Source organism: Streptomyces sp. NPDC050548, assembly GCF_044457385.1.
GTDB lineage: Bacteria > Actinomycetota > Actinomycetes > Streptomycetales > Streptomycetaceae > Streptomyces.
On record NZ_JBITGV010000003.1, the window covers coordinates 1 to 15,252 of the forward strand.

Genomic DNA, 15,252 nt, shown 5'->3' on the forward strand with positions numbered 1-15,252 from the left:
CGTCGGCACAACAGCAGCCACGCCAAGATCCGGTGCCTCGGCGAGCAGGCCATGGCCACCCTAAAAGGCTGGCGACTGCTCCGAAAGCTCCGCTGAAGCACCAACCGCATCACCGACATGGTGAAGGCCGTCCTCGTCCTTCACCACGCAACGAGCTGAGGTTGGAAAAGGCTCACTGCTCGTGGCGCAGCCGCTGAGACCGGCGATGCCCGCGGCGGCACCGAGCACGGAGGTGAGGAAGAGCCGCCGGTCGAGGCCGGGCGCACGGGAATTGGGCATGGGAGTACTCCCTGATCAAAAGTCGCGGGAACGCGGGAATGCGTGCGGGATTCACGGCAGGGGAAAGCCGGAGAATGAAATGCGGGCAGGATGAGACCGGCGCCAGGGGCGCGTCAACGGGTCAGCAACAAGAAGTGCGACAACTCATCTGCAGGCTCATGAACAGGATGTTCTCGGTCATGAGCGCCTCCTGTCAACATTCCGAGTTTCTGAATTAAATAGTCGCCTGTGAAACACTCAAAGGATCCCGGAACAGCACGTCCAGCATCACCGAACCGCCCGCCACGGCCAGTACGGAATCCGGGAAACTCGTGGGCACGACGGCCGACGCCCGCGCGTCACCGACCTCCTCGCGCAGCGCGCGCAGGCAGTCCTCCCGGTGGATGACGCCGAGTTCGGTGACGACCACCGTCTCCGGGTTGAGGATGTCGAGCAGCAGCCCGGCAGCCCGCCCGGTCATCCGCGCCCGCTGCGTCAACAGCCGTACGGCGACAGGGTTTCCGCGTTCGGCCGCGACCACGACATGGGTCGGGTTCACCCCGTCGACGATCCCCGCTTCCCGGGCTTTCCGGCACAACGTCCGTTCGCTCAGCTCCACTTGGAGGCAGCCGACCCGGCCGCAGTCGCACGGCTCGGTGCCGCCGCGCAACGGCAGATGGGCGATCGCACCCGCCTGCGAGCGCGGCCCATGGTGCACCTCGTCGTTGGTGGCGAAGGCCGCGTCGACCACATTGCCGACGAAGAGATGCAGCACGCTACGGCTGCCGCGGGCCCGCCCGAAGAGGCGCTCCCCGTTCACCAACGCCCTTGCGTGGCCGTCCACATGGACCGGGAGCCCGGTGCGGGCGCCGAGGATCTCACGCACCGGCACGTCCCGCCAGCCGAGCAGGGGGTGGTCGACGATGGCCCCGGAGTCCCGGTCGACCCAGCCGCCGGCGGCCACACCGACACCGAGCGCGATGGCACCGGACGCGTCCGTGAGCAGGGCGTCCAGCCCTTCGGCGGCCCGCGCCAGCACACGTGCGGGGTCGGTGGTGTCGTGTCCGATGCGCCGCTCGGCCACCACCCGCCCGCGCAGATCGAGCAGCGCGACGGTCGTATAGGGCACGGCCACATGGACCCCGCCCACGATGAACCGTGAGTCGTCCAGGTCGACCGGCACATGGGGCCGGCCCACACCTCCCGACCGTTCGGGTGTGGCCGACTCGTGGATCAGGCCGAGTCCGGCGAAGTGGGCGCAGTAGTCGGTCACCGACGCGGGGGACAGCCCGGTCAGCCGGGCGATGGTCGAGCGGGCCACCGGCCCGTGCTCCAGCACGGACCGCAGGATGACACTCGCGTTGGTGCGCCGCCGGTCGCTGTCGGCGGCGCGGGGTACGGGGGAGCGGAGAAGAGGTGCCGCGTTATGGGGCATGGGGATCTTCCTCGGGAACGGGTCCGACAGTGCGCCGTGTGGATGTCGAGGCGCACCGGATCCGCTCCGCCCGCCTCAGGGGCGGTAACAGGTCGCCGCGGCCTGGCGTCGCAGGTCGACATAGCGACGCGACGCGAAGTTCCGGGCCTGGGCAACCATGCGGTCGAAGCTAGCAAAACGGTGCACCGCTGCCCAGACGGTGACCGGTGTGCGAGACGGCACGGGGTGCGCGTGACAGGCATCACCCCCGAGCGCGTGTAATGGGCATCCTTTGTGCGGAGCCCACCAAGTCCGCGCCGAAGCCTTTGTCGAGCGCTGACGGTGATCGGCCGAAGGACCCTGGGATAGCGTCACGGAGTCCCCGCCGTACCCCCGTCAACCTGCGGAGTTCCCCTTGAGTACCGCCGTCGCCACCGCCCGCCCCGGACAGGTCCTCGCCGACCTGCTGCCCGCCTCCCGCGTCCGGGACATCGCCCTCGTGCTCGGCGGCGCCGCGCTCACCGGCCTCGCCGCCCAGCTCTCCGTGCCCGTGCCGGGCTCCCCGGTCCCGGTCACCGGCCAGACCTTCGCCGCGCTCCTCGTCGGCACCTCCCTGGGTGCCGGCCGCGGCTTCCTCGCGCTCGCGCTGTACGCGCTGCTCGGCCTGGCCGGCGTGCCGTGGTTCGCCGGCGGCACCCACGGCAGCGGCGCCTCCTTCGGCTACATCGTCGGCATGTTCCTCGCCTCCGCCGCCGTCGGCGCCCTGGCCCGCCGCGGCGCCGACCGCTCGGTCCTGCGCATGGCGGGCACGATGATCCTGGGCGAGGCGATCATCTACGCCGTCGGCGTCCCGTACCTCGCGGTCAGCCTCGACCTGTCGACGAGCGCCGCGATCGCCGCCGGCCTCACCCCCTTCCTCCTCGGCGACGCCCTGAAGGCGGCCCTGGCGATGGGCGCGACTCCGACCGCGTGGAAGTTCGTCAACAAGCAGCGGTAGGGCCTGTCCGGCGGAGCAGGTCGCAGGAAAGCATCGGCGTCTGATCAGCGCCGGAGAGCGGGGTCCGGTGTGCGTCCGACTGCAAGGCAGCGGAGGACGCCGACGCCCTCAGTGCGCCCTTGCCGCTGGGCGCCATCCCGACCGCGTGGAACTTCGTCAACAAGCAGCGGTAGGGCCGTAGTTCCTCCGGAAGAGGTTCGCCGGGTCGTACTCCGACTTCAACGCGGCGAGCCTCTTCCGCGTCTCCGTGTCGTACAGCCCCTCGGTCCGATCCCCGGCCCCGAACGCGAAGGTGAGCGCCCGGCCGAGCGTCACGGGCGCGAGCAGCGCGAAGGCCGGATCGAGCCGGGCACGGGCGGTCGCCCGGTCACCGACCGCCAACAGCCGTACCAGGAAACGCCCTTCGCGGTACGGCACCGAGTTCGGCGCGGACTTCGCGAGGGCCCCGCCGAGATGATTGACCTGGACGACACACATGCCGGGCGCGTCCGGCCCGACGAGGGCCAGCACCTCACCCACCCGCGCGACCTCCAGCTCACTCAGCACCGCGCTGTCGCCGAAGTACGCGTGCGGGTCCGGCGGATCACTGTGGATCGTGTGACTCTCGGCGTACGGCATCTCCCGCAACGAGTCCGCGAGCAGCGGCCCCGACTCCCGCAACGGGGCGACGAGTTGATCGCCGTCGGTGCCCGTGTACGCGACCCGCACGGAGAGGACGTACCGTCCGCGCAGGTGTGGCGGCAGCGCCGGGATGTCCGGATACGGTACGGCGGCGAAGGACGAGGTCAGCCCGTCCGGCACGGTCCGCGTCCACTCCTCGTACGCCCGCAACAGGGCCGTGGGATCCACCTCCCGCCCGTCGAACGCGAGCGAACCGCCGTAGAGCGTCCGGACGGGGACGAGACCGATCTCCAACTCCGTGACGACACCGAAGGAATGCCCGGCACCGAGCAGCGCCCAGTACAGCTCGGGCTCCGACTCTCGGGTCACCCGCCGGAGTCGGCCGTCGGCGGTGACGACGTCGAGCGAGCGCACATGGTCGGCCGCGTACCCGAACTCCCTTGCCAGGATGCCGAGTCCACCGCTCAGCGTGTACGACACGGCACCCACGCCCGGCGACGACCCGTTCAACGGCGCCAGCCCGTACGGCTCGCCGGCCGCGACGACCTGTCCCCACCGCACGCCCGCCTGGACACGCACGGTCCGCGTTTCCGCATCGACCCGCACCCCGTCCATCCGTCGCGTGGTGATCAGCACCCCGCCCTCGGAACCACCCGGCAGCCCGTGCCCGGTGACCTGCACCCCGACCGGCAGCCCCGCGCCGGCCGCGTACCGCACGGCGGCGATCACGTCGTCGGCCGAGGCCGCGCCGAAGACCACGGCGGGGCGCTGGGCGAACCCGGTCTGGAAACCGGCGAGTTCGTCGTCGTAGCCGGGGTCGGTGGGGTGGAGGGTGAGGGGCTGTGTGGGCTGGCTCATGCGGTCATGCTGGCTCCATGACCCGACATGTGCCGTCAGGCTTTCCGGCGCGAGCGGGACCAACAGGAAGGGCTGGGTGCTCCCGCGACCCGGCCCTCCCTTGTCCGGGCTCTGCTCAGCCCCGCTGGATCTGCCGCCTCGGCGGTCGCTGCGACCAGTACAGGCCCGCCGCCCCCGCCGCGATCAGTGCCGCACCGGCCGCGCCCAGCGGCAGCACGTCACTGCCGACGCCGGTCTTGGGCAGGGTGTCGCCGCCCGGCGCCACCGGCTTGTTGTCGGTGCCGAGCAGCAACGGGGTGGCCGGAGCGTTCGGCGACGGGTTCGTCGTACCGAACGGGACCGGGCCCTGCTGCCAGAACGTCTTCTTGCCGTCGGCGGACATCACCGGCAGACAGATCTTCCCGGCCTTGCCCAGGTCGTACGTCGCGTCGACGGCGTACGACTTCGACTTCCCCGCGGCGAGCGTGCCGACGGGGCAGGTGAATCCGCTGTTCGAACCGGGCGGCAGATCCTTCTCGGCGACCGCCGAACACCCCTGCACGCCATTGACCTTGAGGCCGTCGAAACCGACGACCAGGAGATTGAGCTCGCCGCTCCCCTTGGTCCCCTCGTTCTTCACCGTGGCGGTGATCGCCGTCTTTTTCGAACTGTTGTCGACAGAAATCCTCTCCGGCAGGAGCGTGGTCAGTTTCACACCCGCCGGTGCCGCGTCCATCGCCTTTCCGCCTTTGCTGCTTCCCGGTCCCTGGTCGTCCGCCGTGGCGGCGAAGGAAAGGATCATCACCGCCGAGAAAGATGCCGTGAGCAGCGATCCTGTGATGGCCGTCGCGATGGTCGTCGCGCGACGAGAACTCATGTTCGTCCCCCTTGCGTTCCCCTGTGTCCCCCTGGGACTGCGCCTGAATTCGCAGTACTTGAAGAGGTACCACAAGATTTCTCCGCACTATGCTGGTACGGCATGAAGTGTGACCATTGTGGGGGTGCAGCGGATTGCCGGGGAATACGGGGAATACGGGAAATTTGAGGAACGGCGGAACTCCGGGGCTATTGGTGACCGGACGTTATCGACTGGTCGAAAGCATCGGGCAGGGGGGAATGGGGCGGGTGTGGCGGGCCGCCGACGAAATGCTCGACCGGCAGGTCGCGGTCAAGGAGATGCGCATCGACGGCCTCGACCCGGAGGACACCCGCACCCGCCGCGAACGCACCCTGCGCGAGGCCAGGGCCACCGCCCGGATCGACCATCCCAACGTCGTACGGGTCTACGACGTCGTGGACGAGGGCGAACGCCTGTGGATCGTCATGGAGTTGGTGGCCGGCCGCTCGCTGGAGCGGATCATGGCGGAGGACGGCCCGATCGGCCCGCGCGAGGCCGCCCGCATCGGGCTGGGACTGGTGGCGGCGCTACGGCAGGTACACGCGGGAGGCGTCCTGCACCGGGACATCAAACCCGGCAACGTACTGGTCGAGAGCCGTGCGCAACGCGTCGTGCTCACCGACTTCGGTATCGCCGCGATCCAGGACGCCAAGGCGCTCACCATGGTCGGCATGCTCGTCGGCTCGCCCGACTACATGGCACCCGAGCGGATCTCGGGCCGCCCGCAGGGACCGCCCTCGGACGTCTGGTCACTGGGCGCGACTCTCTGCGCGGCCCTCGGCGGCCGCTCCCCGTTCTCCCGCGACACCACCCTCGCGACCCTGCACGCGGTGCTCTACGAGGAGCCCGAACTCCCGCCCACGGCGGGCCCGTTGCGGGAGGTGCTGGCCGCACTGCTGGAGAAGGAGCCGTCGGTCCGGCCGGGGTTGGAGGAGGTGGGGGAGGCGTTGAGGTCGGTCGCGTTCCCGACGGAGGCCGAGGAACTGGGTTCGGTGGAAACGGAGTTGGTGGAGAGGCCGCCCGAGGCCTACGAGGAGTCACCCACTCCGGTCTTCCTGGAGCCGTTGGTGGTCAGGGCGGCACGCGATCCCCGAGTGCACGATCCGGATCCGGATCCGGATCCGGATCCGGATCCGGATCCGGATCCGGATCCGGATCCGGATCCCGAACCCCACCCCCACCCCGAACCCCACCCCGATCCCGTCACGCCCGTCGAGGACCCGATACCGACCCAGCGTCCGGCGGCGGCCGGCGTCTCCCTTGCACGCCCCGAACGCCTGGAACGCCCGGCACCACCGCGACCCGCCCGCAGCCCCCGCCCGGATCTGGGCCCCCACCCCGCCCGGCTGCCCGGCCCCGCGCAGCCGGTCACCACCCGCCCCCACTCCCGCACCCACCGCCGTATCGGACTGATCGCCGCCGTGGCCGTGGCCGTGGTGGGCGCGGTGGTCGCGGCGATCCTCGTGAACGGGAACGGCTCCTCCGACGACACGGCAGCGGGTCCGGCGTCGAAGGCATCGGCGGGGTCGACCACCGCGTCGTCGACACCGTCCGCTTCCTCGTCCGCCTCCACCTCCCCCTCCCCCTCCCCCTCCGCCTCTCCCTCTCCCACCGTCGAAGGCACCTCCCGCCCCCCGAGCCTGCCCCCGGGTACGCACCAGGAGGCCGGCGGGTTCGCGTGGGCGACGCCCGCCGGCTGGCGGCGGGATCTGAAGACGGGGGCCGAGGTCCACTACACGTCCCCGGACGGCGGCCAGGAGCTGGTGGGCAAGTCCTCCCTCGCCCGAGGTGACCTCATGCAGACCTGGGAGGCCTCGGAGCGGAACGCCCACCAGGGGCAGGACTACCGGAAGATCCGCCTCGTCAGTACGACGTTCCGCGGGTACCCGGCGGTGGTCTGGGAGTACACGTTCACCCTCAAGGGCGTCCCCTGGCACGCCCGGCTGCTCGGCTTCGACGCGGACGGGAAGTCGTACCAGATCAACACCTGGTACCGGCCGGACGTGGAAACGCAGGCCCTGAAGACCTACGACAGGGTCAAGAACAGCTTCGTCGTGCTGTGAACTCCCTTATCCCACGGACACCTTGTCCGTGTCCGTGTCGGCGACCGAGACTGCCCGCTCGCCCCGCACCCGCTCCTTGATCACCGAGACCGCCACCACGGCCAGCGCGACCAGCAGCGACAGCAGGACGGTCGTACGGCCGCTGCTCTCGCCCTTGGTGTCGGTGAGCATGTAGCCGAGGACGAACACGATCAGGGCGATCGTCGCCCAGGTCAGATACGGGTACAGCCACATCCGTACGACGAGCTTCTCCGGCGACTCGCGCTCGATGATCCGGCGCATACGGAGCTGGGACGCGCAGATCACCAGCCACACGAACAGGGCGACCGCGCCGGAGGAGTTGACCAGGAAGAGGAACACGGTGTCCGGGAAGGCGTAGTTGAAGAAGACGGCGACGAACCCGAAGACGACCGACGCGACGATCGCCGCCATCGGTACGCCGCGGGAGGTCGTCCGGGCGAACGCGGCCGGCGCGTCGCCACGGCCGCCGAGCGAGAACGCCATGCGGGAGGCCGTGTAGAGGCCGGAGTTGAGGCAGGACAGCACCGAGGTCAGCACGATGAAGTTCATGATCTGGCCCGCGTGCGCGATACCGAGGGAGTCGAGGGCGGCGACGTAGGAGCCCTGCTCCTTGATCGACGGGTCGTTCCAGGGGAGCAGACAGACGACGACGAGGATCGAGCCGAGATAGAAGACGCCGATGCGCCAGATGATGCTGTTGGTCGACTTGGTGACCGCGCGCTGCGGGTCCTCGGACTCGCCGGCGGCCAGGGTGGCGATCTCGCTGCCCATGAAGGAGAAGACGACGAGCAGGACGCCGGTGAGGATCGCGCCGGGGCCGTTCGGCAGGAAGCCGCCGTGGTCGGTGAGGTTGCCGAGGCCCGCCTTGTCGGTGTGGGCGCCGGGCAGTACGCCGAAGACCGCGAGCGCGCCGACGACGATGAACGCGCCGATCGCCACGACCTTGATCCCGGCGAACCAGAACTCGAACTCGCCGTAGGAGCCCACCGATACGAGGTTCGTCGCGGTCAGCACCACCATCACGATCAGGGCCCAGCCCCACTGCGGTACGGCGGGGATCCACCCTTCGAGGATCTTGGCGCCGGCGGTCGCCTCGACGGCGAGTACGACGACCCAGAAGAACCAGTACAGCCAGCCGATCGAGAAGCCGGCCCAGCGGCCGAGCGCGCGGTCGGCGTGCGCGGAGAACGAGCCGGACGTGGGGTTCGCGGCCGACATCTCACCGAGCATGCGCATCACCAGCACCACGAGCGTGCCGACGAGAGCGTAGGAGAGCAGGATGCCGGGGCCCGCGGTCGCGATGCCGGAGCTGGACCCGACGAACAGACCGGCGCCGATGACGCCACCGATCGCGATCATCGACAGATGCCGGTTCTTGAGGCCCGCCTGGAGGCCGGAACCATCAGTCTTGGGGGCAGTCATGGGGGGAATTCCTTTGCGCCGTTTGCAAGATGGTCCAGTGAATCGGAGGCAAAGTAATTAGTGAACCTTTGATTCCTGATCGTTACTTGAGGTTTCCTTGAGGTTCCGAGGTGTTTCCCGGTTTTAACCGGGCCGGGCCCCGGAGCTGCTTCCCGGAAACAGGCATGTCACACTCGACCCATGCGCGTGTATCTCGGCTCCGACCATGCGGGCTTCGAACTCAAGAACCACCTCGTCGAGTGGCTGAAGGAGGCGGGTCATGAGCCCGTCGACTGCGGACCGCACATCTTCGACGCACAGGACGACTACCCGCCCTTCTGCCTCCGCGCCGCCGAGCGCACGGCCGCCGACCCCGAGGCCCTCGGCATCGTGATCGGCGGCTCCGGCAACGGCGAGCAGATCGCGGCGAACAAGGTCAAGGGCGTGCGGGCGGCCCTCGCCTGGAGCGAGGAGACCGCGTCGCTCGGCCGGCAGCACAACAACGCGAACGTCGTCGCGGTCGGTGCGCGGATGCACTCGCGGGACGAGGCGACGAAGTTCGTGGAGACGTTCGTGTCGACGCCGTTCTCCGAGGACCCGCGGCACATTCGTCGCATCGACATGCTGACGACGTACGAGACGACGGGTGAGCTGCCGGAGATCCCGGCGCACCACCCGCAGCAGTAGCAGGTTTTTCGAGGCCCACCCGTCGAGTGACCGAGGCGGGTGGGCGGGTGGGAAAGGAATTGCGGTAGTGCCAGAGGGGCACACGATTCATCGGCTTGCGCTGGACTACGGCAGTCGGTTCGGTGGCCGACCCGCACAAGTGACGAGTCCCCAGGGCAAGTTCGCAGACTCCGCCGCGCTGCTCGACCGTACGGAACTCACCCGCACCGAAGCCCACGGCAAGCACCTGTTCCTCGGTTTCCGGGACGCCGACTGGATCCACATCCACCTGGGGCTGTTCGGCAAGGTGAACTTCGGCGACGCCCCCGCGCCCCCGCCCACGGACACCGTCCGCCTGCGCCTCGCCAACGACACGTCGTACGTCGATCTCCGCGGCCCCACCACCTGCGCCCTGATCACGGACACCGAGAAGCGGGCGATACACGACCGCCTCGGCCCCGACCCCCTGCGCCCGCCGGCGGACACCGACCCGAGCGCGGCGTACCGACGTGTCGCCCGCAGCCGTACGACCGTCGCGGCCCTGCTCATGGACCAGAAGGTCATCGCCGGCGTCGGCAACGTCTACCGCGCCGAGGTCCTCTTCCGGCACGGCATCGACCCGTACCGCGCGGGCAAGGACATCACCCCCGCCGAGTGGGACGCGATCTGGGCCGACCTCGTCGATCTGATGCGCGAGGGCGTCCGCAACAACCGCATCGACACCGTCCGCCCCGAACACACCCCCGAGGCGATGGGCCGCCCGCCGCGCGTCGACGACCACGGCGGCGAGGTCTACGTCTACCGCCGCGCCAACCTGCCCTGCCACATCTGCGGCGGCGAGATCCGCACCGCCGACCTCGCCGCCCGCAACCTCTTCTGGTGCCCCAACTGCCAGAAGCGGTAAGGCGGTTCTAGAACCCGTGCGGCAGCCAGGGCGCGACCGCCGACCCGAACGCCAGTGACGCCTCCGCGAGCGCACCCGCCCGCAGCTCCCGCACCCGGCCGGCCCCCGCGAGCGACGCGAGGGAGAACCCGCCGAGATACGCGGACCCCAACTCCCGTACGGACAGGGCGAGATCGGCCGGTTCCTCGGTCCGCTTGCAGGACGCGCCCTTCGCGTCGCCGGTGAGCCGCCAACGCCCCTCGTTCCAGGGGCAGAAGACGTCCTCGACCTCGAACACGACGTCCACGGGCGTCTGATACGTGCGCGCCTCCAGTGCGGCCCCCAGCTCCACCAGCCGTACGTGCAGCGAGTCCGCCTGCCGCAGGCCGCACCGGTGCAGGTCGGAGACGAGATGCTGCCAGGAGTCGTCGACGGGACGACTGCGCAGCGACAGCTTCGACGTCAGGTCGACGCCGAAGAGGAACCGCCACAGGGCCGCGTACGCCGCCGGGTCCAGCGCCTCCAGATCGCGCAGCCGGATCTCGCCCTTCGGCCCGGCGGCGTCCCAATCGGACTTGACGAAGTACCGCGTGTAGCCCACGACTTCACCCTCGCGCTCGGCGACCACGCACTGCAGCGGTGACGCGCCCTGCCGCTCGCTCTCCGGGTCCAGCAGCGGCAGGTTCTCCCACCCGGGCCGCCGCGCGAGCATCCCGGGCCGCCCGGCCACCTGCCGCGCGTACACCGCCTCGCACTGTTCGCGTACGGCGCCGGGTTCGGCGTAGCGCAGCCGTACGTCGTCCGTGCCCGGCGGCACCGTCAGCCGTACCCGGGCGGTGTCGATCTCGGCACTCCCGCGCAGCGTGGCGATGCCGTACCCGAACCGGCCGTAGATCTCGGGCTCGGAGGCCGTCAGCACGGCCAGCGGCTCGCCCCAGGACCGTACGTCGTCCAACTGCCGCCGCATCATGGACGTCAGGAGGCCGCGGCGCCGGTGGGTGGCGGCCACGCTGACCATCGTGACGCCCGCGACCGGCACGGAGGCGCCGCCGGGAACCGTGATCCGGAAGCTGAAGGCGCCCGCGGTCCCCACGCACGCGTCGCCGTCCCAGATGCCGAGGGAGCGGTCGACCTCGGTGAGCCCGTCCCACAGCTCACGCTCCTCGGGCGCCTCCGGAGTCCCACCGAACGCGGTGATCAGGGTGTCGTACCAGGTGTTCCACTCGTCCCGCCGCAGCACCCGCAGCTCGGTCCGGTCGGCCCGCGTGTCTCTCGCATCTGTCCCCATGGACCATGCCTATCAGCGCATCGCGGGGCGAGCCAGGGAATTTCCGCCGGGTGGCCGCACAGAGGCTTCTGGTGAAGTTCACTGTGAAGTTGAACCTCGCAGGGGGGACAAGTGGGACCTCCCGTGCCAAGCGGCTGGTCGGATGGATAGGGTCCCGAACTAATGGCAGCAGGACGAGAGCGGCGCGCGGAGGCCGACACGTTCATGGCCCGGTTGAGGAAGCTGGTTCACCGGGTCCGCACCGGCCTGCGCAGAAGTGCTGTCGACTACTTCCGCGGGGACGGCTCGGACTGGGTCGCGCTGGCCGGACTGCTGATCACGATCCCGGTGATCGCGGCCATGACCCTCGCCAACGCGGTGTGGTTCTCACCGGCCGCGCTGGTCCTGCCGATCGTCGCGGGCGGCCTGCTGCTGCGCCCCGCGAGCCTGCTCGGCCTGTACGCGGCGGCGGCCACCGGTCTGATCGTGGAGTCGGTGAAGCTCGGCCCGTACACCGAGGGCCCGGCGAGCGTGACCCCCGGCGTGGTGCTCGTGGTGGCCGCGTGCGGCTTCTTCGGGCTGCTGATCGCCCAGTTCCGCAGCCGCGTCGGCGTGCCCTGGCGGCGCGGCGGCACCATGCTCTTCGACCTGCGCGAACGCATCCGGGTGCAGAGCAAGCTGCCGCAACTGCCGCAGGGCTGGCACCGGGAGATGGCGCTGCGCCCGGCGGGCGGTCAGTCCTTCTCGGGGGACTTCGTCGTCGCGGCCCGTACGAACGGTGGTCGGACCATGGAGGTCGTCCTCACGGACGTCTCCGGCAAGGGCATGGACGCCGGCTCCCGCGCCCTGCTCCTCTCCGGCGCCTTCGGCGGCCTGCTCGGCTCGCTGCCCCCGCACGCCTTCCTGCCCGCCGCCAACGGCTATCTCCTCCGCCAGGACTGGGACGAGGGCTTCGCGACCTCGATCCACCTCGTCCTGGACCTCGACTCCGGCGACTACGAACTCTTCTCCGCGGGTCACCCGCCGGGCCTCCAGCTCAGCGCGGGCAGCGGCCGCTGGGAGGAGAAGGCGGCGGAAGGACCACTGCTGGGGGTCTACGACGGCGCCCAGTTCGACCCGGTGAAGGGCTCGCTGCGCCCCGGGGACGTGCTGATGCTGTTCACGGACGGCCTGGTCGAGACCTCCGACCGGGACATCGTCGAGGGCATCGACCGCCTCACCGGCGAGGCCGACCGCTATGTCGCCGGCGGCTTCCACGGCGCCGCCTGGCACCTCATCGAGGCGGTCGCCAAGGACGTCAACGACGACCGTGCCCTGCTGCTGGTCTGCCGCGAGGGTCCTACGGCGTCGGCCTCGGCGTCCGCACAGGGGCTGTCCCGGTGAGCGAGCCGCTGACCCTCGCCGAGGTGGAGGCCCTCGCCCGCGCCGCGCACGAGGGCCAGACCGACAAGGCGGGCCGCCCCTACGCCGAGCACCTCAGGGCCGTGGCCGAGGGCGTGCGGGTGCGGGGCGGGGACGCGGAACAGATCGCGGCGGCCTGGCTGCACGACTCCGTGGAGGACGACGCGCTCACCGAACGGTGGCTGCGCGAGGCCGAGTTGAGCCGTCGTACGAAGGACATCGTGCTCGCGGTCACCAAGCGGGCGGGGGAGACCCCGGAGGCGTACGCCGGGCGCGTGCTGGCGACCCCCGGCGCGCTCCTCGTCAAGAAAGCGGACCTGGCCCACAACGCGGACCCGGCCCGCCTCGCCGTCCTCGACGAGCCGACCCGCGCACGACTGACCGAGAAGTACGCACGGATGCGCGCACTTCTCGGACTGGGCGTCTCCGACTAGGCGTTGACCTTCTCGCGCACGACAGGCTGCGCGAACTGCGTGCGATCCCGGGCCAGTTCGGCCGCGTCGCGCCGGAACGCCCACTCCATGCGCGGCTCGACCGCGAAGCGGAACACCCGTCGTACGGGCGGGGTGCACAGCAGGGTGACGGCGGTGGCCGCGAGGGCGCTCACGAGGAGCACACCGTACGGCCGGTGCAGCCAGGTGTGGTGGAACAGGCCCGCGTAACCGGCGCCCTTGATCAGGAAGCCGTGCAGCAGGTAGCCGTAGAGCGTGCCCGCGCCGAGCGTCGTGAACCATGTCGTCCGGCTCGGCACCCAGGAGTAGAAGCCGGCCGTCAGCAGCAGCGAGCAGCCGAACATCAGGAGCATCATCACCGGCCCCGCCCACCAGGGCGCGCCGAACTCCTGCGCGGAGTCGTGGTGGTAGAACCAGCCGGCGTTCATCCGCGGCACCGCCCACCAGCCGAACAGCACGGCACCGGCGAACACCGGCACCGACAGCACGCGCACCGCACGCCGGCGCACCCACTGGAAGTGCTCGGGCCTGAGCACCAGACCGAGCACGAAGTACGGCAGGAACTGCGCCAGCCGCTGCAGATCGAAGTCGTCGGTCATGTCCGGGGTGCAGGAGGCGAGCATGGCGATGCCGAGCGCGAACGGCAGCGGGTGGCGGACCAGTTTCCAGATCGGGGTGGTCAGCCGCCAGATGAACAACGCGCAGAGGAACCAGGTGAGATACAGCGGGTCGAGGAGGGTGATCTTCTGGTGCGGGTCGTCGTTCGCGTACCGGCTGAAGAGCGAGTAGGCGATCTCGAAGACGACGTACGGCACCGCGACGCCGGTGATGAGCCGCTTCAGGCGGTCGGGGCGGAGGTCGAAACTCCGGGAGAAGTAGCCGGAGATGATGATGAAGGCCGGCATGTGGAAGCTGTACACGACCATGTACAGGCCCTGAAGCACCCTGTTGTCGCCCTTGAGGGGCTCCCAGGAGTGCCCGATGGCGACCAGCAGGATCGCCAGGTACTTCGCGTTGTCGAAGAACGGGTCGCGGGGTCTGGCCTGTTCGCGCCGTTCGGTCTGTTCGGTCTGTTCGTTCTTTTTGCTCTGTTCGTTCTGGCCGGAGGGCGTGGGAGCGTGGAACATCTGAGGCACCCTAGCGTTGCCCGTGGGAATCAGTGAAACCATCGGACGCGCGTCCGAAAAGTTTCTCAGATGTCATGATTCATCCCGAACAAAAACCGCAAAAAGCCATGTCGGGAACGCCTGTTCGTGTGCTGCTGCCAATAATTCGAACTGGCGGCGAACGCTTCTCTTCCGAACCTTTGCGACCAACGATGCGTCACCCGCCGCATAGGTGGGCCGGGTTGGTGGCACGATGGTTCTGGCGGGGTGCGCGGGGTCGCGTCCCCGGGCCGGGAGAGCGGACCGACCGAGGGTGTGATCAGTTGTGGCCATTTCACTGTCTGTGGTGCTGCTGTTGGCGATCATCCTGGTGGTGTTGATCCGAGGGGGATCGATCAAGGCGGGCCCAGCCATAGTCGCCATCCTCTTCGGCTTCTTCCTCGCCTCGACCGGCATGGCACCGTCCATCAACCGGTTCCTGAACTCGATAGCCGAGACGATCAACCAGATCAACTTCTGAGCCGTTCCCCGGGGACCGAACCCCGGGAACGACTCAGGGCCAGGTGAGAGGAACAACCCTCCGACCTGGCCCTGAGATGCATGGAGCGGGCGACGGGAATCGAACCCGCGTAGCTAGTTTGGAAGACTAGTGCTCTACCATTGAGCTACGCCCGCACATGACGCGCCGCAGGTCAGACGACCGCGGCACAGAAAGCATCGTAGCGGGTCGGGTGCCCTCGGCGCACACCGCCTTTTCCGTGCCCCGCCCTTCGGCTCGCCCCGCACCCCGCGCTCGTGAAATGCGGCGGCTCCACTGCCTGCGGCCATGTACCCTACGTGTCGCACCAGACGGGGTGTGGCGCAGCTTGGTAGCGCGTCCGCTTTGGGAGCGGAAGGCCGTGGGTTCAAATCCCGCCACCCCGACCACGTGCCGGACCTCCGGGACCGGTACCACACCAGTACCTCG

The 15,252-nt window shown here is 69.7% G+C and carries 13 protein-coding genes, 2 tRNA genes and 1 pseudogene; 9 read left to right on the forward strand and 7 right to left on the reverse strand.

Annotation, left to right across the window (positions count from 1 at the left end; genetic code table 11):
• A pseudogene (locus ACIBJH_RS10080) lies at positions 1-159 on the forward strand (transposase family protein); the annotation flags it as partial.
• Positions 160-493: 334 nt separating this feature from the next.
• Here ACIBJH_RS10080 and ACIBJH_RS10085 read toward each other — a convergent pair.
• A complete protein-coding gene (locus tag ACIBJH_RS10085) occupies positions 494-1,693 on the reverse strand; it encodes an ROK family protein (RefSeq protein WP_399116396.1) in 1,200 nt (399 codons plus the stop codon).
• Between the two features lie 394 nt (positions 1,694-2,087).
• On the opposite strand from ACIBJH_RS10085, the gene ACIBJH_RS10090 reads away from it, so the two are divergent.
• On the forward strand, positions 2,088-2,669 hold the full coding sequence (locus tag ACIBJH_RS10090; protein ID WP_399116397.1) for a biotin transporter BioY: 582 nt from the start codon (positions 2,088-2,090) through the stop codon (positions 2,667-2,669).
• A 156-nt stretch (positions 2,670-2,825) separates the two neighbouring features.
• On the opposite strand, the gene ACIBJH_RS10095 is transcribed toward ACIBJH_RS10090, so the two are convergent.
• Together ACIBJH_RS10095 and ACIBJH_RS10100 are read right to left on the reverse strand one after the other, a co-directional pair.
• Entirely contained in the window at positions 2,826-4,148 is a 1,323-nt protein-coding gene (locus ACIBJH_RS10095; RefSeq protein WP_399116398.1) for an FAD-binding oxidoreductase, read from the reverse strand.
• 115 nt (positions 4,149-4,263) lie between these two features.
• Positions 4,264-5,004, reverse strand: a complete 741-nt coding sequence (locus ACIBJH_RS10100) for an LPXTG cell wall anchor domain-containing protein (protein ID WP_399116399.1) — start codon at positions 5,002-5,004, stop codon at positions 4,264-4,266.
• Between the two features lie 239 nt (positions 5,005-5,243).
• On the opposite strand from ACIBJH_RS10100, the gene ACIBJH_RS10105 reads away from it, so the two are divergent.
• Positions 5,244-7,088, forward strand: a complete 1,845-nt coding sequence (locus tag ACIBJH_RS10105) for a serine/threonine-protein kinase (protein WP_399116914.1) — start codon at positions 5,244-5,246, stop codon at positions 7,086-7,088.
• 6 nt (positions 7,089-7,094) lie between these two features.
• Here the strand turns inward: ACIBJH_RS10105 and ACIBJH_RS10110 are convergent, their stop codons facing one another.
• Entirely contained in the window at positions 7,095-8,531 is a 1,437-nt protein-coding gene (locus ACIBJH_RS10110) for an amino acid permease (protein ID WP_399116400.1), read from the reverse strand.
• A gap of 180 nt (positions 8,532-8,711) precedes the next feature.
• Here ACIBJH_RS10110 and ACIBJH_RS10115 point away from each other — a divergent pair, with 180 nt between their 5' ends.
• Positions 8,712-9,197 carry a ribose-5-phosphate isomerase gene (locus ACIBJH_RS10115; RefSeq protein WP_399116401.1) on the forward strand — a complete coding sequence of 162 codons (486 nt, stop codon included), beginning with the start codon at positions 8,712-8,714 and terminating at the stop codon, positions 9,195-9,197.
• 67 nt (positions 9,198-9,264) lie between these two features.
• On the forward strand, positions 9,265-10,080 hold the full coding sequence (locus ACIBJH_RS10120) for an Fpg/Nei family DNA glycosylase (protein WP_399116402.1): 816 nt from the start codon (positions 9,265-9,267) through the stop codon (positions 10,078-10,080).
• 7 nt (positions 10,081-10,087) lie between these two features.
• Here the strand turns inward: ACIBJH_RS10120 and ACIBJH_RS10125 are convergent, their stop codons facing one another.
• Positions 10,088-11,347: a GNAT family N-acetyltransferase gene (locus ACIBJH_RS10125; RefSeq protein ID WP_399116403.1), complete on the reverse strand. Its 1,260-nt coding sequence runs from the start codon at positions 11,345-11,347 to the stop codon at positions 10,088-10,090.
• A gap of 162 nt (positions 11,348-11,509) precedes the next feature.
• Here ACIBJH_RS10125 and ACIBJH_RS10130 point away from each other — a divergent pair, with 162 nt between their 5' ends.
• Positions 11,510-12,709: a PP2C family protein-serine/threonine phosphatase gene (locus tag ACIBJH_RS10130; RefSeq protein WP_399116404.1), complete on the forward strand. Its 1,200-nt coding sequence runs from the start codon at positions 11,510-11,512 to the stop codon at positions 12,707-12,709.
• A complete protein-coding gene (locus ACIBJH_RS10135) occupies positions 12,706-13,161 on the forward strand; it encodes an HD domain-containing protein (RefSeq protein WP_399116405.1) in 456 nt (151 codons plus the stop codon). The genes ACIBJH_RS10130 and ACIBJH_RS10135 overlap by 4 nt, the downstream gene beginning before the upstream one ends.
• On the opposite strand, the gene ACIBJH_RS10140 is transcribed toward ACIBJH_RS10135, so the two are convergent.
• Positions 13,158-14,306 (reverse strand): acyltransferase family protein, encoded by a 1,149-nt coding sequence (locus tag ACIBJH_RS10140; protein WP_399116406.1) that lies wholly within the window; start codon positions 14,304-14,306, stop codon positions 13,158-13,160. The two genes, ACIBJH_RS10135 and ACIBJH_RS10140, sit on opposite strands and share 4 nt — an antisense overlap.
• 304 nt (positions 14,307-14,610) lie before the next feature.
• On the opposite strand from ACIBJH_RS10140, the gene ACIBJH_RS10145 reads away from it, so the two are divergent.
• Positions 14,611-14,805, forward strand: a complete 195-nt coding sequence (locus ACIBJH_RS10145; protein ID WP_399116407.1) for a hypothetical protein — start codon at positions 14,611-14,613, stop codon at positions 14,803-14,805.
• Positions 14,806-14,886: 81 nt separating this feature from the next.
• Here the strand turns inward: ACIBJH_RS10145 and ACIBJH_RS10150 are convergent.
• A tRNA-Gly gene (locus ACIBJH_RS10150) sits at positions 14,887-14,960 on the reverse strand.
• Positions 14,961-15,135: 175 nt separating this feature from the next.
• Between ACIBJH_RS10150 and ACIBJH_RS10155 the strand changes: the two genes are divergently transcribed.
• Positions 15,136-15,212, forward strand: a tRNA-Pro gene (locus tag ACIBJH_RS10155).
• Positions 15,213-15,252 lie beyond the last annotated feature (40 nt).